Origin of the sequence: Synechococcus sp. NOUM97013 (assembly GCF_014279815.1) — a bacterium.
Classification (GTDB): Bacteria; Cyanobacteriota; Cyanobacteriia; order PCC-6307; family Cyanobiaceae; genus Synechococcus_C.
In genome coordinates this window covers 91703-112809 of the sequence record NZ_CP047941.1, presented here as the reverse complement: position 1 = coordinate 112809, position 21107 = coordinate 91703, and the positions used below count along the sequence as shown (strand labels likewise).

Annotated in this window: 18 protein-coding genes; 11 read left to right on the top strand and 7 right to left on the bottom strand. The window is 60.3% G+C overall.

Annotation, left to right across the window (positions count from 1 at the left end; all coding sequences use genetic code 11):
- The first annotated feature begins 191 nt into the window (after positions 1-191).
- Genes SynNOUM97013_RS00525 through SynNOUM97013_RS00505 form a run of 5 tightly spaced genes read left to right on the top strand, consistent with a single transcriptional unit; the run spans position 192 to position 6376 of the window.
- The gene (locus SynNOUM97013_RS00525; protein WP_186480336.1) at positions 192-2033 is read left to right on the top strand and encodes a carbamoyltransferase; all 1842 of its coding nucleotides are present in this window, start codon (positions 192-194) and stop codon (positions 2031-2033) included.
- A gap of 5 nt (positions 2034-2038) precedes the next feature.
- Positions 2039-2446, top strand: a complete 408-nt coding sequence (locus SynNOUM97013_RS00520; RefSeq protein WP_255442847.1) for an SxtJ family membrane protein — start codon at positions 2039-2041, stop codon at positions 2444-2446.
- Between the two features lie 18 nt (positions 2447-2464).
- Positions 2465-2626, top strand: a complete 162-nt coding sequence (locus tag SynNOUM97013_RS00515) for a DUF5989 family protein (RefSeq protein WP_186480335.1) — start codon at positions 2465-2467, stop codon at positions 2624-2626.
- Positions 2627-2636: 10 nt separating this feature from the next.
- Positions 2637-3749, top strand: a complete 1113-nt coding sequence (locus SynNOUM97013_RS00510) for a hypothetical protein (protein WP_186480334.1) — start codon at positions 2637-2639, stop codon at positions 3747-3749.
- Positions 3746-6376 (top strand): glycosyltransferase, encoded by a 2631-nt coding sequence (locus SynNOUM97013_RS00505; protein WP_186480333.1) that lies wholly within the window; start codon positions 3746-3748, stop codon positions 6374-6376. The genes SynNOUM97013_RS00510 and SynNOUM97013_RS00505 overlap by 4 nt, the downstream gene beginning before the upstream one ends.
- Here the strand turns inward: SynNOUM97013_RS00505 and SynNOUM97013_RS00500 are convergent.
- From SynNOUM97013_RS00500 to SynNOUM97013_RS13670, 4 genes are all read right to left on the bottom strand, one after another.
- Positions 6373-8280, bottom strand: a complete 1908-nt coding sequence (locus tag SynNOUM97013_RS00500) for a glycosyltransferase family 2 protein (RefSeq protein WP_186480332.1) — start codon at positions 8278-8280, stop codon at positions 6373-6375. The genes SynNOUM97013_RS00505 and SynNOUM97013_RS00500 overlap by 4 nt on opposite strands.
- On the bottom strand, positions 8277-9245 hold the full coding sequence (locus SynNOUM97013_RS00495; RefSeq protein ID WP_186480331.1) for a glycosyltransferase family 2 protein: 969 nt from the start codon (positions 9243-9245) through the stop codon (positions 8277-8279). The genes SynNOUM97013_RS00500 and SynNOUM97013_RS00495 overlap by 4 nt, the downstream gene beginning before the upstream one ends.
- Positions 9206-10468: a glycosyltransferase family 2 protein gene (locus SynNOUM97013_RS00490; protein ID WP_255442846.1), complete on the bottom strand. Its 1263-nt coding sequence runs from the start codon at positions 10466-10468 to the stop codon at positions 9206-9208. The genes SynNOUM97013_RS00495 and SynNOUM97013_RS00490 overlap by 40 nt, the downstream gene beginning before the upstream one ends.
- Positions 10469-10568: 100 nt before the next feature.
- Positions 10569-10799 (bottom strand): hypothetical protein, encoded by a 231-nt coding sequence (locus SynNOUM97013_RS13670; protein ID WP_255443116.1) that lies wholly within the window; start codon positions 10797-10799, stop codon positions 10569-10571.
- Between SynNOUM97013_RS13670 and SynNOUM97013_RS00485 the strand changes: the two genes are divergently transcribed.
- Positions 10716-11867: a glycosyltransferase gene (locus SynNOUM97013_RS00485; RefSeq protein WP_255443113.1), complete on the top strand. Its 1152-nt coding sequence runs from the start codon at positions 10716-10718 to the stop codon at positions 11865-11867. The two genes, SynNOUM97013_RS13670 and SynNOUM97013_RS00485, sit on opposite strands and share 84 nt — an antisense overlap.
- A 2-nt stretch (positions 11868-11869) precedes the next feature.
- Here SynNOUM97013_RS00485 and rfbD read toward each other — a convergent pair whose 3' ends face one another.
- The 3 genes from rfbD to rfbA are packed head-to-tail and all read right to left on the bottom strand — an operon-like array spanning position 11870 to position 14221.
- Positions 11870-12745, bottom strand: coding sequence for a dTDP-4-dehydrorhamnose reductase (gene rfbD, locus SynNOUM97013_RS00480; RefSeq protein ID WP_186480329.1), 876 nt, complete (start codon positions 12743-12745; stop codon positions 11870-11872).
- Positions 12733-13329, bottom strand: a complete 597-nt coding sequence (gene rfbC / locus SynNOUM97013_RS00475; protein WP_186480328.1) for a dTDP-4-dehydrorhamnose 3,5-epimerase — start codon at positions 13327-13329, stop codon at positions 12733-12735. Before rfbC ends, rfbD begins: the two co-directional genes overlap by 13 nt.
- A complete protein-coding gene (gene rfbA / locus SynNOUM97013_RS00470) occupies positions 13319-14221 on the bottom strand; it encodes a glucose-1-phosphate thymidylyltransferase RfbA (protein WP_370586484.1) in 903 nt (300 codons plus the stop codon). The genes rfbC and rfbA overlap by 11 nt, the downstream gene beginning before the upstream one ends.
- 95 nt (positions 14222-14316) lie before the next feature.
- Between rfbA and SynNOUM97013_RS00465 the strand changes: the two genes are divergently transcribed.
- The 5 genes from SynNOUM97013_RS00465 to SynNOUM97013_RS00445 are packed head-to-tail and all read left to right on the top strand — an operon-like array spanning position 14317 to position 21106.
- Positions 14317-15198: a hypothetical protein gene (locus tag SynNOUM97013_RS00465; RefSeq protein ID WP_186480326.1), complete on the top strand. Its 882-nt coding sequence runs from the start codon at positions 14317-14319 to the stop codon at positions 15196-15198.
- Between the two features lie 8 nt (positions 15199-15206).
- The gene (locus SynNOUM97013_RS00460; protein WP_186480325.1) at positions 15207-16016 is read left to right on the top strand and encodes an ABC transporter permease; all 810 of its coding nucleotides are present in this window, start codon (positions 15207-15209) and stop codon (positions 16014-16016) included.
- 15 nt (positions 16017-16031) lie between these two features.
- A complete protein-coding gene (locus SynNOUM97013_RS00455; protein WP_186480324.1) occupies positions 16032-17396 on the top strand; it encodes an ABC transporter ATP-binding protein in 1365 nt (454 codons plus the stop codon).
- Between the two features lie 24 nt (positions 17397-17420).
- On the top strand, positions 17421-18131 hold the full coding sequence (locus SynNOUM97013_RS00450) for a peptidylprolyl isomerase (RefSeq protein WP_186480323.1): 711 nt from the start codon (positions 17421-17423) through the stop codon (positions 18129-18131).
- A gap of 23 nt (positions 18132-18154) precedes the next feature.
- Positions 18155-21106, top strand: a complete 2952-nt coding sequence (locus SynNOUM97013_RS00445) for a peptidase domain-containing ABC transporter (RefSeq protein ID WP_186480322.1) — start codon at positions 18155-18157, stop codon at positions 21104-21106.
- Position 21107 lies beyond the last annotated feature (1 nt).

Here is a 21107-nt window from a genome sequence, read left to right as displayed (position 1 = left end):
AAGAGTACCGGGCTAAAGCGGGATGATTCGTGCGGCTTTCCCCTGAATCAATGGCCGAAGCCACACCGAACGCTGAAGCCAACGCGACCCGCAAAAGCCCAGAACTTCAACGAACGGACAATCCTGAAATTCCTAGGGAACAGAAGAGAGCGTTAATCTTCCGCAACCAAGGTGCTCCTGAAACGATTGTCATGACGGCCATCCTGGGGATCTCTGCCTACTACCACGACAGCGCCGCAGCACTGCTGATCGACGGCCGCGTGGTCAGCGCAGCGCAGGAAGAACGTTTCAGTCGACGCAAGCACGATCCAAGCTTCCCAAGCCGTGCCATTCGCTTCTGCCTCGATCAAGCGGGGCTGAACATCAGCGACCTGGATGCCGTCACCTACTACGAGAAACCACTGCTCACGTTTGAGCGTCTGCTCGAGACCTACATCGGTGCTTCCCCTCGGGGAGGACGGTCGTTCGTGGCCGCGATGCAGACGTGGCTGAAAGAAAAGCTCTTTCTGAAGCGCACGATCCAAAAGAACTTGCAGACGATTGCTGGCGCTGGATCAACGATTCCTCCTCTGCTGTTCTCGGAGCACCATCTCTCTCACGCCGCAGCCGCATTTTTTCCAAGTCCCTTTGAGTCTGCAGCCGTGCTCTGCATGGATGGCGTTGGGGAATGGGCGACCACATCAGCCTGGATCGGCACAGGGCATGAATTGAAGCCCCACTGGGAACTTTCTTTCCCACATTCACTGGGGCTTCTGTATTCAGCTTTCACCTTTTATTGCGGATTCAAGGTGAACTCAGGAGAATACAAATTAATGGGACTTGCCCCCTATGGCGAACCCAAATATGTTGACATGATTTACAACCATTTAATCGACGTCAAACCCGATGGAACCTTCAGGCTCAATCTTGAATTTTTCAAGTTCCATCGTGGATTTCGAATGACAAGCCAACGCTTCCATGCGTTGTTTGGCCAACCGCCGCGTGATCCTGAAAGTGATCTCGAGCCGTTTCACATGGACCTGGCCGCATCCATCCAGGTCGTCACCGAAAGAATCGTGCTTGCCCTTGCGCGCAGCTTGCACAAAGAAACTGGCGCAAAACACTTATGCCTTGCGGGTGGCGTCGCATTGAATTGTGTTGCTAACGGCAGGCTGCTACGCGAGGGTCCATTCGACAAGATTTGGATCCAACCCGCCAGCGGCGATGCCGGATCAGCCCTTGGCGCCGCACTGATCACCTGGCATCAGCACTTCAACCAGCCGCGCTCTTTACCTGCGGGCGACACCATGCAGGGCACTTATTTAGGTCCAGCCTTCAGCAACCAAGACATTTGCAACTATCTGCAAGAACAGGACATCCCTTTCCACACCGAACATGACGAGCAGCTGTTCAACACGGTTGCCGAGCTTCTTGACCAAGGCAAGGTGGTGGGCTGGCTGAATGGACGCATGGAATTTGGGCCACGGTCGCTTGGAGCCCGATCCATCCTTGGAGATCCACGCAGTCAAGCGATGCAAAGCGTGATGAACCTGAAAATCAAATACCGCGAAAGCTTCCGACCTTTCGCACCCTCGGTGATGGCAGAGCATGTGAGTGATCAGTTCGAACTTGATCAAGACAGCCCCTACATGTTGATTGTGGCGCCTATAAAAAAAGAGCTCTGTATTCCGATGACTGACGAGCAAAATCAGCTTTTTGGCATCGACAAGCTGAATGTGCCGCGCTCATCGCTGCCTGCCGTCACCCACGTGGACTATTCAGCACGGGTGCAAACCGTTCATGCTGCCACTAACCCCAGGTTTCATGGCCTGCTATCGGCCTTCCATTCCCGCACGGGCTGTCCCACGCTTGTGAACACCAGCTTCAATGTGCGCGGCGAACCGATTGTTTGCACACCGCAAGATGCTTACCGCTGTTTCATGCGCACCGAAATGGATGCGTTGGTGCTGGAAAACCAAATCCTGCTGAAACACGAACAACCCAAATCATCGGAATCCGACCAAACCTGGATGCAGGAATTCGAGCTGGATTAACCATGATGTCGCTACCCACGATTCCCAAAGCCAGCGAGCAGCAGTTGCGCAATTTCGGGCTCACGCTCGGGTTGTTTCTGCCCTTGGTCTTCAGCCTGATCTGGCCATGGCTGCACAACACAGCCTCACCCACTTGGCCGATCGTGCTCGGCAGTCTCTGCATTGCCATGGGGCTGATTGCGCCCAAGCAACTGCAACGGCCCTATGGGCTGTGGATGCTCTTGGGCCATGGCCTGGGCTGGATCAACAGCCATCTGATTCTCGGCTTGATTTATCTGGTTGTGCTGCAGCCGATCGCGATCGCCATGCGCTTGCTTGGGCATGACCCCTTGCGCCGATCCTTCAAGCCAGAGCTCGACAGCTACCGCGAAAGCTGCGCCGACAAGACAGTTAATCTCGAGCGTCCGTTCTGATGCCGGTCGCTCCTGCCCATGCGTGACCTGATTGATCTCCTCTCTGATCTCTGGGCATTCATGAAGGTGCGCCAGAAGTATTGGCTCGCCCCTTTGATCATCACGCTGGTGCTCATGGGCGCCCTGCTGGTGTTCACGCAAGGCACCGTGGTCGCACCCTTCATCTACAGCTTGTTTTGAGCCAGCTCTGATGCGCAAACTGCTGGTCATCAACCTGCTGGTGTTAGCGGGCTTGCTCGCCTTGGCCGAGGTGACAGCAGCTCTGATGGCCCAACGGGAAGGAGAACCACTGGCCCTGGTGCGACTGGCGCGGCGCTTCAAAGACTCCAACCGACCCAAGGCGGATGAGTCAGTCAAAGGCTGTGATCGCAAAACCACCTGGGAGCCCAACTCGCCGTACCGCCCGGATCCCACCCTTGGCTATTGGTACAAGCCGAACAGCAGCCACACGGCCACCATTCAGCTGCCACACACCATTGAGCGCCAAGGCATCCAGGGAGCGGTGAACCGCTACCAGTGGTCGTTGACCACGGGCCCCCAAGGCGAACGGCTGAGCTACCCACCGACCCTGCACAACCGCTCCGAGCCCGCTGTGTTGCTGCTCGGCGACAGCTTCGTGTTTGGTGCGGGCCTCTCCGACAACGCCTCCTTGGCGTGGCAACTGCAAAGCCTGTTGCCCAATCAACCCGTTGCCAATTACGCCGGGGGTGGATTCGGCACCGTGCACCAGTGGCTGATGTTGCGCGATTCCATCGACACGCCAAGTCTGATTCCTGCAGCGCTGCGCCAACAACTCCAGGGCGGCCATGTGCTGCTTGGCCATGCCGATTACTACCTCAAACGCAATGTGGCGGCTCCCTCACGCCTGAAAACCTTCAACCCACGCTGCGGCACCTTTCAACAACAGCTTCAACGCCAACCTGAGCTAGCCAAGGCTTACAGCCACCCCCGTGCTGAGCTTGTGAATGGAACGCTCAGCATCTCGCAGGTTCCGCTGTTCCAAGACCATCCAGGCCCGGATCCTGACGGCAACGTCCAGATTCAGGTCACCACCGCATTGATCGATGCGATCCTGCAGGACGTGAAGGCTTTGCAGGCCACACCTGTGGTGTTGTGGCTGCAAGGGGCTGACGACAGTGCCGTGATCAGCCATTACCGCCAACGCGGCGTTGCCGTCTTGGATCTCCGAGGCAAGAGCTCTCTCTGGACCCGCGACAACCTCGAACCGTTTGACAACCATCCCGGCCCCCTCAGCACCAGTCAATGGGCCGCAGCCATTGCCAAACAGCTGACGACCCCATGAGCCAGCGACCACCGCTCACCCTGATTGTTGGCATGCATCGCAGCGGCACCTCGCTGCTGGGATCGCTGTTGCCGGCCTGTGGAATCGCCATGCCGGGTCCGTTAATTGCCGGTGACACCCACAATCCAGAGGGCTATTTCGAACGCGCCGACATCACCGCCCTGCAAGAGCAGCTGCTGATTGATCTCGAGCGCTGGTGGCCCTCCCCGCGGGGAATGCATCGCCTCCCCCAGAACTGGCTGACCAGCGAGCCTGGGCAGCAGGCCCTGAAGGATCTGATCGCGCTGTTGCAGGTCGAAGCCGAGCGGCAGCAGGGTCCCTGGGCGATCAAGGATCCCCGCAGCAGCCTGCTGCTGCCGCTCTGGAAGCAAGCCTGCCTGACGCTGAAGATCCCTCTGCAACTGCTGTTAGCGGTGCGCGATCCCGCGGAAGTGATGGTTTCCTTGGTGCGGCGGGATCAAGCCGTCACCGGCATGGATGGATGGCGTGCCCAGCGCCTGTGGTGGCACCACAACGCCCAGGTGCTGCGCGACGGCGCTGACCTGCCGCTTCAAGTGGTGAGCTACAGCCACTGGTTCACCCCAGACACGGCTCTCAAGCAGGTGAACAACCTGGCCCCAGAGGCCTCACAAGACCAGCAGCGTCAGGCACTAAAGGCTGTCAAACCAGAGCACCGCCGCAGTCGCCTGCACGATCTGCCCACCCCCCTGTTCCGACCGGTTCAGGCAATGTATCAACGCCTGAACCAGCTGGCACTCCAGCCGGTTGAACGGCAACGCCCCGTGCGGCAAGCGCTGGAGCAGTGGCTGAACCGACAACCTGAGCTGCCTGCCCCGGCCCCGCTGCCCCGCCGGCGCAGCCGAATCAAACAACGCGTGAAGCAATGGCTGGGCAAGCCAGCTGTGAACCGGGTGGCCGAGCATCCCTGGGGCGCTTTGGCTGAACTGAGCTGCGGCAGCCAAGGGCCGGCAGCGGAGCACCAGCTGCATTTCTGGGAAACACAGGGGTTCCGCAGCTTGGAGTTGGAGCGCATCGCTCTGCTCGCCGGATCCACCCCGGCGGCAGAACCCTGGAGTTCATCGGAGTCCGCGATCACACTCCAGGTGCGCGGCGGCGACCTGAATCAGTGGCCAGTGCATGCCTGGATTCAACACTGCCCGATCGAGAGGGCGTCAGATGGAGAGATCCTGGTCCTGCCCTTTGGCCGTGCAACAGAAAGCCTGGTCGCCCTCAACCTGATGGATGTCTGCAGCGGCCAGCTGGGTGCTGAGGAACTGCTGGCACTCGCGCAACTGGAGCGGGTCTGGGATCCCGATCGCGATCGGGTGAGGCTGCTGCGTCAGTTCGGCGTGAACGCCTCCTGGCTGCACCCCCACCAAACCACCAACGGCTATCTCACTCCCATGAACGGCAATTGGGATGCCTGCGCTGAGACGCTGGGGCTCGCAGCACCCGAGCAGCTCCGATGCCTTGGAACAACCCTCTGCCTTGGCACTGAAAGCCCCGCACTCAGCCAAGAGCTGCATCCACCCCTGCTCGGCATCCCCGGGTTCAATGGGCTGACGCAGGGCGATTCCCGGAGCGCTCACCTGCTAGCTCAGTGGCTGCAAGGTTGCCTGAGCAACGGGCTCGAACTGGTGCGCCAGCAGATCACACCTGAGGAGCAACAGATGCAGGGCTGGCAGGTCCTGCGCCAAACCGGTGCTGCGCAAAAAGCCCCGATCCTGATCCTGAACGCAGCGATCAGCGGCCGTGAGCTGCAGCAAGAACTGCACTGGTACCGCCAAGGCTGCCCGCCAGCAGAGCCTTGCCAAACCCCTGCGCCAAGCGTCCGTGTGCTGTTCGATCAGGACAAGAGGCAGCGCAGCAGAGGCCTGAGCGTCTGCATCAGCCTCTACAACTACGGGGCTCGCATCCTGGATGCCCTCAACAGTGTGCTGGCCCAGAGCGAAGCCGGCTCCACCGAGCTGATCGTGGTGGACGATGCCTCAAGCGACGACAGCGCCGCCGTTGTGCGGACATGGATGCAAGAACACCATCCGCAACTCGGACGCTGCTTGCTGTTGCAGCACAACAGCAATGGTGGACTGGCCGCTGCAAGGAACACTGCTTTTCGATTGGCCACAAGCCCCTGGTGCTTTGTGCTGGATGCCGACAATCAGCTGGAACCCCTGGCCCTGCAACAGTGCGGCCAGCTCGCGCGGCACAGCGCAGCCAATTGCGCGGTGGTGCACAGTCTGGTGCGAGTCCAAGCGGAACAAGGGAGTGATGATCCACGGGTGTTGGTGAGTGACACCCCATGGCAGCAACAGCTTTTACGAGGCGGGAACTACATCGATGCCATGGCCCTGGTGCGGCGTGAGGCCTGGGAGGCCATCGGCGGCTACACCCACATCCCAGGTGGCTGGGAAGACTTCGACTTCTGGTGCTCGTTGATCGATGCCGGTTGGCACGGGGTGCTCTGCCCCCAGGTGCTGGCGACGTACACCAGCCACAGCAGCTCCATGCGTGCGGAGAGCACCACCAAACAGGAACGCCGCCTCAGTCGCTTGTTGCAGGCCCGGCATCCCTGGCTCGATTTGCCGCAATGCCATGACCAAGCGATCTGGCCGCCATCCAAGGGCTAAGCCTGCGCACTCTCTTGCGCCGGTACAGGCCAGCGCTCCAAACGTGGCGGCCAGGAGAGCCGGAAATGGGGATTATCGAGACAAAGATTGGGGTTGTAGGCGGGGTCGTGCTTGAGCTGCTCACCCCAGCGCTGCTGCATCCAAGCCACTTCTGATGCAAAGCGAGCGGCTTTCTCAGGACTCAAATCCTGGCCACGACTCACCGACTCGTGATGGATGAGCTTGGCGGCACCCACATAAACGTTGTGGAGACCGATCTCCCGAAGCTTCAAGCAGAAGTCGACATCGTTGAACGCCACCTTGAGATGCGTGGCATCAAGACCCCCCACCTTCAAGTAGTGCTCCTTGCGCACCACGAGGCAAGCGCCCGTCACAGCCGCCATCTCCTGGTTCAACTGCGCTCTCGAGAAATAGCCCGGATGCTCGCCAGGCCAGCCGAGGTGAGCATGGTTGGCGACACCCCCCACACCAAGCAACACACCCGCGTGTTGCAGGGTTCGATTGGGGTAGAGCAGACGTGCACCGACCGCACCCACGCCGGGTCTCAACGCCTGAACCACCAGGGCTTCGAGCCAGTCAGGCTCAATCACCTCAATGTCGTTGTTGAGCAGACAGACCAACGTGCCCGTGGCTTGCTCCACGGCTTTGTTGTTGAGCGCTGAGTAGTTGAACGGGCTGGGATCACGCAGCACGCAGATCTTGCCCTGCTGCTCCAACCCTTCCAGGAAGCGCAGCGTGGCTGGATCATCCGATCCATTGTCCACCACCAGCACTTCAAAATCGGGGTAGCGGGTGATGCGAAGCAAACTGTTGAGACAAGGCTCGAGCACCTTCAAGCCATTGCGCGTGGGGATGATCACGCTGACCCGCGGGGCGGGCTCAGGCAGGGCCAGCTCGGCCCTGAATCCAAGCGGAGTCCAGCCCACGGCCTGCAAGGGCAGCTGCTGACGCTGAAGATGTTCTGTAATGGCACGCTCCGCGGCTTGCACCGTGTACGGCTTGGCCTGAGCACCCCCTGCCGTGCTTTCGGGATGCACGCGCCAGTGGTAAAGCACCCGCGGAATATGCACGATCTGATCACGGCGCAACCGCTCACTGCAACGCAACACCAAGTCGTGGTCTTGTGAACCTTCAAACCCCTCTCGGAAGCCACCCACAGACCGCACCAATGCGGTGTTGTAGACGCCGAGATGGGAAAACGTGTTCTGCGCCTGCATCAGCAGGGGATTCCAGTCCCCCTTGAAGTAGGGGTCGAACCGCGTCTCATCCGGACTGATCTTGTCTTCATCGGAGTAAAACAGCCGCGCTTCCGGATGGGACTGAATGGCCTGCGCCACCCAGATCAATGCATCGTCGGGCAGCAGATCATCGTGATCCAGCAAGGCCAGCCAGGGAGCTCGCACCACCTGCAAAGCGCTGTTGGAACTTGCGCAGATGTGCCCATTGCGCTCCCTGAACACCACCTGGATGCGGGGATCAGCCGCCATCGCCGCTTCCAGCAGCGGGCGGATGCGGGGATCCGTGGAGCAGTCATCAGCGATGCAGAGCTGCCAATGGGGGTAAAGCTGCGCTTGAACCGAAGCGATCGCCGCCTGCAACCACTCGGGCTTGGGGTTGAACACAGGCATCAGCACAGCGATCTGAGCCGGTTCAGGCAACGCCTTGGCCCAGGCCTGCATGGCCTCCTTCTCCAACGCCGTGGTGCCAAATTCGGCGAGCCAAGCCTCGTAATCCACCGAGAAACGCAGCGGATCGCTGAGGCGCCGCAACCGATCCAGGCTGGCGCGTGGCCCTTCCTTGAGGGTCCGCCAAACAAAGCGCGGCAAACGCAGAACAACCCCTGGATCCCCACGCAGCACCTGAGCGGAGGTGCGCAAACGACGGATCAGGGATCGGACTTTCATCGGGGCATCCAAGCCAGCAGACCGTATAACCCCAGCGTCCGCAATGGCCCATGTTTCCAAGGACGTTGATGCGCAGGGAGACGGCACAACGCCAGCCAACGGCGGCGGCGCGTCACCTGCATCAGCGCAGGGAGTGGCGACAAAGCCTGTCCGTAACGCTGCTCAAAACACGCCGCCTGTTGCAACGCCGCGCGGGTATGGCCACCAGCGGCGGGATCAACCAAGAGATTCCGGAGCCGTGTCATCCAGTAAGCCAGCCCCAAACCCTGGGCACCCAGCACGTTGCCGCCGTGCTGGCGATACAGCATCGTCGGCTGCGGCAGCCAGCCGATCGCGCCGAAACGACTGGCTACGAGGGCCAGCCACCAGTCGTGCATCAGAGCTTCCGGGGGTATGGGCAGCGCCTGATCCAGCAGAGCGCGGTTGACCAAAACCGTACAACCGGTCACCACGTTGGTGAGCGCAAGAGCCTCTGGAGCCGTGCAGCCGGGATCCAGACGCTGATGCTGCATATAAGTGCTGCCCAAAGGACAACCATCGGCCGCCATCAGCTCCAGATCGCTATGCACCAGCAGTGGCCGGTGAACGCCGTGATGCTGCTCAAGCCGCTGAAGCAACGCAAGCGACTCTGCCAACTTCTCAGGCAGCCAGATGTCGTCTTGATCGGCAAGCGCGACGTAGGGCGCTCGGCTGGCCTCCAGCAAGCGACTCACATTGGCACTGCAACCGAGGTTCTCCTCTGCAGGAAGCTGATGCAGCCAGGAGCCGTAGTGCTGCTGGAGCTCCGCAAGCAGAGCCTGGGTGCCATCGGAGGAGCCGTCATCACGCACCAGCAAGCGCTGGGGCCGAAGCGTCTGCCGATGGATTGAGTCCACCTGCTCTTTGAGATAAGCAGCACCGTTGTAAGTGGGGAGAACAACCTCAATCACCAGAGCGCCCAGCCCCACTTGCGGAAGTAGTGCCAAGCACTGGTCAGGTTTACGGCCATCAGGCCAAGGTTGCGGTAGTTGCCACGGCCCCAACCGTGCACCACGCTCGCCACCGGCAGGTGCACGCAACGGCCCTCACGGGCCAAGCTGCGGGTGAGGTCGGCATCTTCCAAATAGAGGAAGTAACGCTCATCGAAACCGCCGGCGCGGCGGAATGCCTCGCTGCGGATCAGCATGCAGCAACCGCTCAAGTAGGGCGCTTCAAACACCTCCTCGTAGTTCTGATCCGCCATCACATACCAGCGGTCGTAGCGCCTCAGCCAACCGGGTTTGAGCCCATTGGGCAGGAAGCGTCGGCTGAACAGTCCCAGCACCGTGGGGTGGTGTTTGCACAGCTTCTGAGGGGTGCCCTGCTCATCGAGGATCTGCGGAACAGCCAGGCTCACCTGCGGATGCTGTTGCAACCAGGCCAGCAACTGCTCAAAACTGCCGGGCTCCCAGGAAAGATCCGTGTTCAGCACCCCGATGTAAGGCGGCAACTGCCCCAGGCTCACCACCAACCGGTTCACGGCACGGCCGTAACCAGGGTTGTCGGCATTGGCGAGGAACAGGTCGGCTGCGGCCGCCAGCTGATCCACTGGCTCGCCCGGCTGATGGTCGTTCACCACCACGGCATAGCCCACCTCAGGCGGCAGCTTTGCCAGGCAAGCCTGCAGTTGCTCCACCTCCAGAGGGGACGGGTGATACGCCACCAACAGCAGCAGCAATTGGCGCTGGGCCTTGGCCGACGCTTGCGCCACGGGCAGGTCAGCCCTGGAAAGCCGTTGCGCCACCGGGGATTGCGCCAAGGCCAAGGCGGCTTGACGCCGTGCCAACGGATGCAGCCAGCAGCGCATCAACACCCCCCAGCAACCAAGCGCCAGGCCCAGGATCAGCAGCGTGCTGCGGTGGAACCACACCGCCGTGACGGGGACATTGAGCAGCCAACCCGCCAGGACCGCAAGGAGCAGGGCACTGCCCACCACCAGCAACCATCGCTGCAACAGCTGCCGAAATGGCATCCAGGGCCAGCGCAGGAAGGAGTACCCGCCAAAAAACCATGCCAGCAAGAGAAACCCTAGCCCGAAGGTCAAGCCATCGATGCTGAGCACCAGGGCAGGGTTGTGATGCAGCAAGTGCGTCGCCAGCAGAGCTGCGAGCACCAACCCCACAACGTCAAGGCTCAGGCTGATCCAAAGCAGTGACGAGCGCGCCTTCATCCAGCTATCGAGCTTGTGCCTGAGTGGCGATCCTCCTATAAGAATGGCCCATGTTTGACCAGGCTCGTCCAGCTCGGCACACGTCTGCTGAGCTCGATCTTCATCCGAACAAGACACGGACTGAGCCCTGCCGCTTCGACGCCAACGCATGAATATTCTGTTCGTTCACCAAGCCTTTCCAGGTCAATATGTTCATATCTGCCAGCAACTGCTCAAGCAGCCTGGCAACACGATTGTTTCCGTGGGAATGCGTGAAAGCAGCATCCCCAAAACAAAGGGTTATCACCATTGCATTTATCAACCCAAAAGAGGAAATGGCAACGACACCCATCCTCTAATTGTCGACGCCGAAACGAAAGCAATACGCGCTGAAGCCTGCGCAGAACTCTGCCAACAATTGAAACAAAAAGGCTTCACGCCTGACATCATCTGTGGCCATCCCGGCTGGGGAGAATTGCTCTTCTTACCCTTCATCTGGCCTGATGCACCCATTTTGATGTATCAGGAGTTTTGCTACAACGTGAATGGATTTGATTGCGCTTTCGATCGCGAACTCCAACCCGATGACAGCGACTGGCAGAACTCCGGACGGATTCATTTCAAGAACGCCAATACGCTGCTGAATCTTGATCACGCCACCTGGAATATCAGTCCAACGGCCTTCCAGAAAAGCTCCTATCCAGAACGGTTTCACCATCGCTTTTCTGTGATTCACGACGGCATCTCCATCCGGGCCAAGCCAGCCAAAAACCTCAAAAAACTCGCTTTTAAAATCGACGACGAGCTGACACTCACGAGCGCTGACAACCTGATCACCTTTGTGAACCGCCATATCGAGCCCTATCGCGGTTGTCACTCCTTCATCCGCGCCATTCCGAGGATTCAGGAGCTTCAACCTGAGGCCAGGATTGTGATTGTTGGAGAAAGGGAAGGGATCAGCTACGGCAAAGCCTGTGACGATGGCGAGTGGTGTGATCGTTTTTTGGCAGAGATCGACGGCCACTACGACCCTTCACGAGTGCATTTCGTCGGCCGCATCGACTACGACCGCTTTCTGACCTTGCTGCAGCTCAGCAAAGCGCATGTGTATCTCACCTACCCCTTCGTGCTCAGCTGGAGCCTGCTGGAAGCGATGAGCATCGGTTGCCCCATCGTGGGGTCCGCCACTGCGCCCGTGATGGAGGTGATGGAGGACGAACACAACGGCTTATTGGTGGATTTCTTCAGTCCGCAAGCCATCGCCGATCAAGTGGATCGGCTGCTGAACGATCGCCAACTGGCCCAAAAATTGGGCACGCAAGCCCATCGCGATGCCGTGGAGCACTACAGCTTGGAGCGCTGCCTGCCGCGCCAGCTCAACCTGATTGATCTGGTGGCCTCAAGAGCGATCGGCCAGTGACGTCAGGGGAGTTGATCGATCACGGCAGCGAGGGCCTGACGCCAGTGGCGTGCAGACAATCCCAACGCTGATCGAGTAAGGCTGCAATCGAGCAAGGAGTAGCCAGGACGGCTTGCCGGCGTGGGGTAGTCGGCGGTGGTGATCGGCTCCACCACGGCTACTTGGCTCAGGCGCCCTGATGCCTGAGCGATCTCCCCAATCGCCACAGCAAAGTCGAACCAACTGGCCGCACCAGCGTCGCTGCAGTGATGGATGCCAGAAGCCCCTTGTGCAACAACGGCCCAGCAGGCCTCGGCCAGGGTGCTGGTGCTCGTCGGACAGCCCACCTGATCGGCCACAACCCGCAGGGGCTCACCTGCCGCAGCCTTGATGGCATGCAACTTCAGCATGGTCAGCAGGAAGTTTTTACCCACCGGCCCATACACCCAACTGGTGCGCAGGATGCAGAGCCGATCAGCCGGCAGTGCTTCGGCAGCAGCCTGCTCGCCAGCGGCTTTGGTGCAGCCGTACACGCCCAGGGGGTCAACAGGTTGATCAGGGCGGTAGGGCGTTCCTTGAGCCCCGTTGAACACAAAATCCGTGCTCACTTGCAACAGCGAGCCCCCGGTCTGGGCGAGCGCCGCCGCGAAGGCGCCGGGCGCTTCAGCATTCACCCGATGGGCCAGCTCCGGCTCTGCTTCCGCGCGATCCACCGCGGTGTAAGCCCCGGCGCTGATCACCCAGTCGGGCCGATGCGTCTCAACGGCCGCGCGGCAAGCAGCGGAGTCGGCGAGATCAAGTTGCTCGCGAGCCATGGCCAGCAGCTGCACCGAAGGCGGGCACTGACGCTGCAGCTCCTGACCCAACTGACCGGCCGCGCCGGTAATCAGAACACGCATGACTGGTTCTTCAGCAAGGGAGCGTCTGCATCTTTGGCAGACAGAAGCGGCATGGCACCAGCCTCGGCACCGTCCAGAGCAGGCCAAGCAATCGCCAGATCGGGATCATCCCAGCGCACCGCTTGCTCGCACTCGCGGCTCCAGAAATCGGTGGTCTTGTAGAGCACCTCAGCATGGGCACTCAGGGTGAGAAAGCCATGGCCGAAACCGGCAGGCACCCAGAGCTGCTGATGGTTCTCAGCAGTGAGATGGGCACCGACCCACTGGCCAAAGGTGGCTGAACTGCGGCGCAGATCCACGGCCACATCAAAAATCTCGCCTAACACGCAGCGCACGAGCTTGCCTTGGGGGTGGGGCGGCAATTGGTAATGCAGGCCCCGCAGCACGCCACGGCTGGAGCGAGAGTGATTGTCCTGCACGAAGACAGGCACCGGCTGGCCGTCTTCCTCCAGCGCAGCGGCGAAAGCAGCCTGGTTCCAACTCTCGAAAAAGAAGCCGCGATCGTCACCAAACACCTTGGGGGTGATCAGCAGAGGACCGCAGAGCGTTGCACCGGAGTTTGTCTTGAGCCGTTCAGCCTGCATCGGGATGCTCCATTAATTGGAGCAGATAGTCGCCGTAACCACTCTTGCGCAAGGGTGCGGCCAGCTCCTGGAGTTGCTGGTCACCAATCCAACCCTTGCGCCAGGCCACCTCCTCCGGGCAGCCCACCTTGAGACTTTGCCGGTGTTCCAGGGTGCGGATGTAGCTGCCGGCCTCCTGGAGGGAATCACAGGTGCCGGTGTCGAGCCAGGCCATGCCACGGCCCATCAGTTGCACCTGCAACAGACCTTCCTCCAGATACTGACGGTTGAGATCGGTGATCTCCAGCTCACCGCGCCCCGACGGCACCACCCGCCGAGCCCGCTCCACTACAGACGCGTCGTAGAAGTACAGACCGGTGACCGCATAACGCGATTTCGGCTGAGCGGGCTTTTCCTCAATGCTGATCACCCGGCCATCGGGAGCGAACTCCACCACCCCGTAGCGCTCCGGATCACGCACCGGATAGGCGAACACCGTGGCGCCATCGTCCCGACCAGCGCTCTGCAGCAGTTGCGGCACGAGCTCACCGCCATGGAAGAGGTTGTCCCCCAGCACCAGGGCTGCCGGGGCTCCGGCCAAGAAATCAGCCCCGATCAAAAAGGCCTGGGCCAAGCCATCTGGACTGGGCTGAATGGCATAGCTGATCTCCATCCCCCAGGCACTGCCGTCACCCAGCAAGCGTTCAAAGGCCGCCCGATCGTGGGGCGTGGTGATGATCAAGACCTCACGGATCCCAGCCAGCATCAGGGTGCTGAGCGGGTAATAGATCATCGGTTTATCGAACACCGGCAGCAGCTGTTTGCTGACGGCGAGCGTGATGGGATGCAGGCGCGTGCCACTGCCCCCAGCGAGAATGATTCCCTTGCGCTGCTGCACCCATCCACTCGGCACTGCGGCGATGGTCGCATGGGATTGCGTGAGCTCAACACAAGGCAAGACGGGTACTCTGGCGCGCAGGAACGCGGATCCAGCCCTTCCCACGAGTCATGCGCGTTCACATTTGCATTCCCCACTACGCCCGGGAGGAAGCGCATCCCGCCGCCAACCCCCAGGGTTATGGCTCACTGCGTGCCGGTGGGCAATTTCAGCGCGCTCTCGCCCTCAACCGTTGTTTGCACAGTCTTCTGGGGCTGCAGCGACAAGCGGAGATCACCGTTCTCAACATCCAGCACAAACGGATCGACCACGCTCCAGCCGATCTGCCGCCACTCGAGCTGCAGATCAGTGTGTGCACGGATGGCGAACACCAACTGACCCAGGTGTTGGACCTCTTCGGCCCGCGGATCGAGGTGGTTCGTCTGCAACCCGATAACCCCCGGGAGCTGCCCCTGGCCTGCCGTGATCACCTGATCGCCAACCGTGCCGGTGCCGACCTGCTGATGTATCTGGAAGACGATTTGGTCATCCACGATCCCGCGTTCTTCGACAAGCAACGCTGGTTTCTGGAGAAAACCGAGCATCGTTTTTCATTGATGCCCCACCGCTACGAACCCGTGCATCAGGCGGGCATTCATCAATTGCTCGTCGATGGTCCCCTGTCACCCCAGTTCATTGGCCGCTTCATGCAGCCGCAAGCCAATGCCGCCCAAGGGCTCTACGCAGGGCAAGAGGCCGTGCACTTCGATCTCACCGCTAACCCCCATTCCGGGTGTTTCGTATTGAGCGCCCAACAAGCCGAGGAGCTCAGTCAGCAACCGCTGCCGCGAGAAGGCTTTGTGGGACCGCTGGAAACCGCCGCCACCCTCACCGTGCTGCACCGCTATCCGGTGATGAAGCCCAGCTTGAAGCATTGGCGGTTCCTACAGGTGGAACATGGTCATCCCTCCTTCCGCAGCTACCTGAACACGTTTCCCCACCAGGCCGGATGAGGGCTCCCATGCAGCGATCACTCCAGGCCTTCGGCGCCCTCACCCGCAATCCCACCATCCTTTGGCGTCTGACCGAACGCGAAGTCGCCTCCCGCTACCGGGGATCGTTGCTGGGCTGGGGATGGACCCTGCTCAACCCGCTGCTGATGCTGGCGGTGTACACGTTTGTGTTCTCCACGGTATTCAAAGCACGCTGGCCCGACCTGCAGGACGCAGGGCCGATCGGCTTTGCCATCAATCTGTTCGCCGGCTTGATCGTTTACAGCCTGTTTGCGGAATGCATCGGCAAGGCGCCCACCCTGGTGCTAAGCCAACCGAGCTACGTCACCAAGGTGATCTTCCCGCTCGAACTGCTCAGTGCCGTGGCTGTGGCAGCGGCCGCGTTTCACGCCTGCACCAGTCTGGTGGTGCTGGGGCTGTTCGAACTAATTGCGCAAGGATCCATTCCGCTCACTGCGCTTTGGCTGCCGGTGGTGTGGTTGCCCTTGCTGCTGGGATGCCTGGGGCTGTGCTGGTTGCTCTCAGCATTGGGCGTCTACCTACGCGACCTGCCTCAGCTGGTGAATGTGGGCTTGAGTGTGTTGATGTTCTTAAGCGCGATTTTTTATCCGGTGTCGGCCCTACCCGAACGCTGGCAGCCCGTGCTGAGCTTGAACCCGCTGGTGCTGGTGATCGAGCAAACACGGGCCGTGATGGTGAGCGGTCAAGGACCATCACCGCTCTATCTCGGCCTGGGCTTGCCCCTCAGCGTTGTGCTGTGTGAAGTGTGCTTCCGGCTCTTCCAGAAAGCACGCCGCGGCTTTGCAGATGTGATGTGAGCGGAGATCTGAACCATGGCTGACCCGATCACGATCCAAGCCCAGCAGCTCAGCAAGTGCTACCGCGTGTTTTCTTCACCGCGCGCTCGCCTCGCTCAGGGCTTGTGGCGAGGAAAGCGCAACTTCTTTGAACCCTTCTGGGCCCTCAAGGATGTGAGCTTCGCCTTGGAAGCGGGGCAAACCATGGGTGTGGTGGGCCGCAACGGCTCCGGCAAGAGCACGCTGCTGCAACTGCTCTGCGGCACACTCACGCCCACCAGTGGCACCGTGACGATCGAAGGGCGCGTGGCGGCACTGCTGGAACTGGGCAGCGGGTTCAACCCGGAGTTCACCGGCCTCGAAAACATCTATCTCAACGCGGCACTGCTGGGCCTAAGCCAAGACGAGACGGACGCCAACCTGGACGCCATCCTTGCCTTCGCGGACATCGGTGACTTCGTTCACCAACCGGTGAAGACCTACTCCAGTGGCATGGCGCTGCGGCTGGCCTTTGCGGTGCAAGCCAACATTCAGCCGGATGTGCTGGTGGTGGATGAAGCGCTGGCCGTCGGCGATGAATTCTTCCAACGCAAATGCTTCAAACACCTGGAGGCGCTCAAGGCCAATGGCACCTCCATCCTGTTGGTGACCCACAACTGCGGCCAGATCCTGCAGCACTGCGATCAGGCCATGCTGCTGCACAAAGGCCAGCTGGAATTTCTTGGCCGGCCCAAAAGCATCACCACCATCTATCAACGGCTGATCAACACCGGTGACGCGGACTGGCGCAGCCAAGCCCAGAAACTGTTTGTGCAACTGGAAGCCAATGCCGATCAACCGGATCCCGAACGCGAAGCGAACGCTGCACCCTCCACCAGTGGCGAGAGCAGCGGTTACGACCCGAACCTGAAACCGGAAAGCCGAATGGCCTATCCCAGCCGAGGCCTCAGGATCGAGACCATGCAGACCCTGGATGCCGCAGGCCAACGCTGCAACGTGCTTCACCAAGGTGAAGGCTTCAGCGTGATCCTTCACTACAACGCTGATGAAGCGGTGGAGAATCTGGAGCTGGCTTGCAGCATCACCGACAAAGCCGGCCAGTTGATCACCGGCCAACGCTTCCCGGAGCTAGGCCAAAGCCTCGCGCCTCTTAAAGCGGGCACGCGCTTTAGCTGCCGCTTTCGCTTTGAAGGCAGCCTCCAGCCGGGGCTCTATTTCGTCAACGCAGGCGCGTGGAACTGCCCAGAAAAAATCTATCTACACCGCATCATCGATGGATGCGCACTGCGGGTTCTGATGCCCCGCACAACCAACTTCGGTTTCGGACTGGTGGATCTCTCCAGCAGCGCGCCGGAACTCAGCGTGTGTGAGAACGCTGCTGCCAACGACCTGGAGCCATAGATTGCAGCCCGGTTTCCCACTCGGATGAGCACTCCCTCCTTTCACGATCTCACTCCGGAAACAAAGGCTCTGCTGAGCCGGCACAATCTGCTGAAGGCATGGGTGCGTGCTGAGGTGACAGCAACGGCGGTGCAATCGGTTGCTCTGCCTCCTGAGCAATGTGCGGAACTCTGGAGCGCTTACCTCCAAAAGCAGAACATCCAGGATGATGTTGCCCTGGACCAGCACCTCCAGGCCATCGGCCTGAGCGCTGAGGATTTGCACTGGCAATTGGAGTTGCCCCTGCGCGTCCGCCTCTACAGCCAGGAGCATTTCCAACACAAAGCCGAGGCGCGCTTTCTGGCCCGCAAAGAACAACTCGACCAGGTGGTGTACAGCTTGCTGCGGGTGAAGGATGGTTTCCTAGCTCGCGAGCTCTATCTACGCATTGCCGGCCAGGAAGCCAACTTCGCGGATCTGGCGGCGCAATACAGCCAGGGCCCAGAAGCCAAAACCAAAGGAATCGTGGGGCCGGTGCCGATGCGACAGGCCCACCCCGCTCTAAGCGAACGGCTACGCACCAGCCAACCGGGACAACTGCTGGAGCCCTTCAACATTGAGCAATGGTGGCTGGTGGCACGACTGGAGCGTTACGAAGCCGCTCGCTTCGACGCGGCCACCGCTGAGCAAATGACGACCGAATTGTTCCAGGAGTGGATCCAAGAAGAAATGCTCTGTAAGCTGGCTCGACTTTGATCGCGTAGCGGAACCCCGCCTGCATGACCGTTTCCGGCAAGATCGATGTGCTGCGGCAGATTCCAGCGTTTCAGGGATGCTCCGAAGAAACGTTTGAGACTCTCAGCGCCCGCAGTCAGATCGTGCGCTTCGGTATCGGTCAAGCCTTAAGCAGCACCAGCCTTGTTCCGGAACGTGTTCTGCTGATTGTGAGCGGCAAAGCGCGCTTGCTCGGTCAGCACAACAATCAACTCAACACCCTCGCACTGCTTGGTCCCGGCAACCTGGTCGGCCTGCCGTCCTTATTAAGAGCGGAGGGCTGCGAAGAAGTCAGCGCCTCCACGGATCTTGAAGCACTGGCCCTGCCTGATGCGCTGATCGCCGAGATCTACGCCAAAGAATCCAGCTTCCGTGTGTGGTGCAACAGCACCGTTTTTCCAGCCGAGCTCGCCTCACTGCTGCAAACATTGCTTGATCAAAGCGAGCGATCGCCCTACGGAATTCTGGATGTCCTGAGGGAAGTGTTGCCGAATGCAAACGCCCTAGCTGGGTCCAGCGATGCCGCTGCAGACATCGACGCCGATCAGCAGATGTTTGTCGCCAGTGCCAATACAGCAGCGCCCCTCAACAGTTGCATTGAGCAATCCGATGCACTGCCGATCAGTCAAGGACGTTTCAACCTCAGGCTGCTGACGCTGCCACGGTTGATGGTGGAGCAGATCGTGGCGGGGAGAGATCAGCCGCAGGCTGATCAAGACAACAACAACACCCCGTCTGAAACGGGTGAGACCTCCCCCGCTGTTCAGCTTCACAGTCGCTCCAGCCTCGATCTCACCGGGAAGGACCCCCGGGATTCCGTTGCCTTAATTAGTGCAGAGGGCCCGCTCAGGGAAAGCATGGCCTGTTTCCGGATGCTGGCCCAAATCATGGGCTTGCCGTTCCGGCGCGATTCCCTGGAAAAAACCATCCGGGAAACGCTCGGACGCGGCAAAGAACCGAGCCTGCCGATGATGGGTCAGCTGGTTGCGGGCATGGGACTGCACGCCTCGGGCGCAAAAGTTGCCCCTGCGCTCTGCACCCGCATGAATGTGCCCTGCTTGATGAGCTGGGCTGACGGCTTCGGGGTCGTGGTGCGCAGCGATGCCAACGGCCTGCTGATGGCGCATCCCAGGCTCGGCTGGCTGGAGCTCAGCCCCACAACAATCGCCGAAACGGCGCCCGATGGTTTCGAGGTGATTTTGGTGGACCGCACCAGCGCCACGCCAGACGCCAAGTTCAACTTCGCGTGGTTCCTGCCGGCGCTCCAGCGCTACCGCTCCACCTTGCTGATGGTGCTCGGCTCATCCTTTGTGGTGCAGCTATTCACTCTGGCCAATCCACTGCTGATCCAGGTGATCATCGACAAAGTGATCGCTCAGCGCAGCCTAGACACACTGCAAGTTCTGGGTATCGCCCTGGTGGCCGTGACCATTTTTGAAGGGTTGCTGGGAAGCCTGCGCACGTTCATGTTCGCTGACACCACCAACCGCATCGACATGCGCCTTGGCGCTGAGGTGATCGATCATCTGCTGCGACTGCCGGTTGGCTACTTCGACCGTCGACCCGTTGGTGAGTTGGGCACACGGGTGGCCGAACTAGAGAAGATCCGCAACTTCCTCACAGGTGAAGCGCTCACCACCGTGATCGACGCCGCTTTCTCGGTGATTTACATCGCTGTGATGGCGTTCTACAGCTGGTTGCTCACCTTGATCGCCTTGATCGTGGTGCCGATCCAAGTAGGGATCACCCTGGTGGGTGCACCACTGTTCCGCAGGCAGTTCCGCCAAGCCGCTGAAGAAAATGCCCGCACCCAGTCGCACTTGGTAGAGGTGCTCACAGGCATCCAAACGGTTAAGGCTCAAAACGTGGAGATGGTGAGCCGCTGGAAGTGGCAGGAGCGCTACGCCAAATACATCGACCGTAGTTATGAAAAAACCATCACCGGCACCGCTCTCAATCAGACCGGGCAAGTGCTGCAAAAGCTGTCCCAGCTGATGGTGCTTTGGGTGGGCGCCAGCTTGGTGCTGGATGGTCAGCTCACCCTTGGCCAGCTGATCGCCTTCCGCATCATCAGTGGCTATGTCACCCAGCCGTTGCTGCGGTTGTCCACGATCTGGCAACGCATCCAAGAGCTGCGCGTGAGCTTCGAACGCTTGGCCGACATCGTGGACACGCCTGAGGAATCCACTGAACTGGACAAAGGCAAGATCCCTCTGCCGCCCCTGCATGGCCAGGTGAACTTTGAAGATCTGCAGTTCCGCTTCGGGGCCGGCAAACCTCAGGTGCTGAAAAACATCAACCTCGAGATCCCCGCTGGCACCTTCGTGGGTGTGGTGGGTCAGAGCGGCAGCGGAAAGAGCACCCTGATGAAATTGCTACCCCGGCTCTACTCACCGGAAGAGGGCCGGATTCTGATCGACGGCTACGACATCGACAAAGTGGAGCTGTATTCCCTGCGACGCCAAATCGGCATCGTGCCCCAGGATCCACTGCTGTTCTCCGGCAGTGTGAGCGACAACATCGCCCTCACCGACCCCAACGCCAGCGGAGAGGAGATTGCCACAGCTGCGCAAATTGCCTGCGCCCATGAATTCATCATGGGATTGTCATCGGGTTACAGCACCGAACTGGGGGAGCGCGGCGCCAGCCTCTCCGGTGGTCAACGTCAACGCCTGGCCATTGCACGCACGTTGCTGGCCAACCCCAAGTTGCTGGTGATGGATGAAGCCACCAGTGCACTCGACTACGACACCGAACGGCGGGTTTGCCAAAACCTTCGCGAATCACTGAGCGGCTGCACCGTCTTTTTCGTGACCCACCGTCTTTCCACAGTGCGCAATGCCGACAAGATCGTGATGATGCATCAGGGCGCCATCGTGGAAGTGGGCAGCCACGACGAACTCGTTGCCCTGCAAGGGCGCTATTACGCCTTGCTGCGCCAACAGGAGGCCGGCTGAC

Excerpts from the sequence above, each read along its gene's own strand:
- SynNOUM97013_RS00490 (WP_255442846.1), bottom strand. The coding sequence starts at position 10,468 with ATGAAGGCGCGCTCGTCACTGCTTTGGATCAGCCTGAGCCTTGACGTT.
- SynNOUM97013_RS00510 (WP_186480334.1), top strand. The coding sequence starts at position 2,637 with ATGCGCAAACTGCTGGTCATCAACCTGCTGGTGTTAGCGGGCTTGCTC.
- SynNOUM97013_RS00445 (WP_186480322.1), top strand. The coding sequence starts at position 18,155 with ATGACCGTTTCCGGCAAGATCGATGTGCTGCGGCAGATTCCAGCGTTT.
- SynNOUM97013_RS00485 (WP_255443113.1), top strand. The coding sequence starts at position 10,716 with ATGCGTGAAAGCAGCATCCCCAAAACAAAGGGTTATCACCATTGCATT.
- rfbC (WP_186480328.1), bottom strand. The coding sequence starts at position 13,329 with ATGCAGGCTGAACGGCTCAAGACAAACTCCGGTGCAACGCTCTGCGGT.
- SynNOUM97013_RS00465 (WP_186480326.1), top strand. The coding sequence starts at position 14,317 with ATGCGCGTTCACATTTGCATTCCCCACTACGCCCGGGAGGAAGCGCAT.
- SynNOUM97013_RS00450 (WP_186480323.1), top strand. The coding sequence starts at position 17,421 with ATGAGCACTCCCTCCTTTCACGATCTCACTCCGGAAACAAAGGCTCTG.
- SynNOUM97013_RS00460 (WP_186480325.1), top strand. The coding sequence starts at position 15,207 with ATGCAGCGATCACTCCAGGCCTTCGGCGCCCTCACCCGCAATCCCACC.
- rfbD (WP_186480329.1), bottom strand. The coding sequence starts at position 12,745 with ATGCGTGTTCTGATTACCGGCGCGGCCGGTCAGTTGGGTCAGGAGCTG.
- SynNOUM97013_RS00525 (WP_186480336.1), top strand. The coding sequence starts at position 192 with ATGACGGCCATCCTGGGGATCTCTGCCTACTACCACGACAGCGCCGCA.
- SynNOUM97013_RS00500 (WP_186480332.1), bottom strand. The coding sequence starts at position 8,280 with ATGAAAGTCCGATCCCTGATCCGTCGTTTGCGCACCTCCGCTCAGGTG.
- SynNOUM97013_RS00455 (WP_186480324.1), top strand. The coding sequence starts at position 16,032 with ATGGCTGACCCGATCACGATCCAAGCCCAGCAGCTCAGCAAGTGCTAC.
- SynNOUM97013_RS00515 (WP_186480335.1), top strand. The coding sequence starts at position 2,465 with ATGCGTGACCTGATTGATCTCCTCTCTGATCTCTGGGCATTCATGAAG.
- SynNOUM97013_RS00520 (WP_255442847.1), top strand. The coding sequence starts at position 2,039 with ATGTCGCTACCCACGATTCCCAAAGCCAGCGAGCAGCAGTTGCGCAAT.
- SynNOUM97013_RS13670 (WP_255443116.1), bottom strand. The coding sequence starts at position 10,799 with ATGGGTGTCGTTGCCATTTCCTCTTTTGGGTTGATAAATGCAATGGTG.
- SynNOUM97013_RS00505 (WP_186480333.1), top strand. The coding sequence starts at position 3,746 with ATGAGCCAGCGACCACCGCTCACCCTGATTGTTGGCATGCATCGCAGC.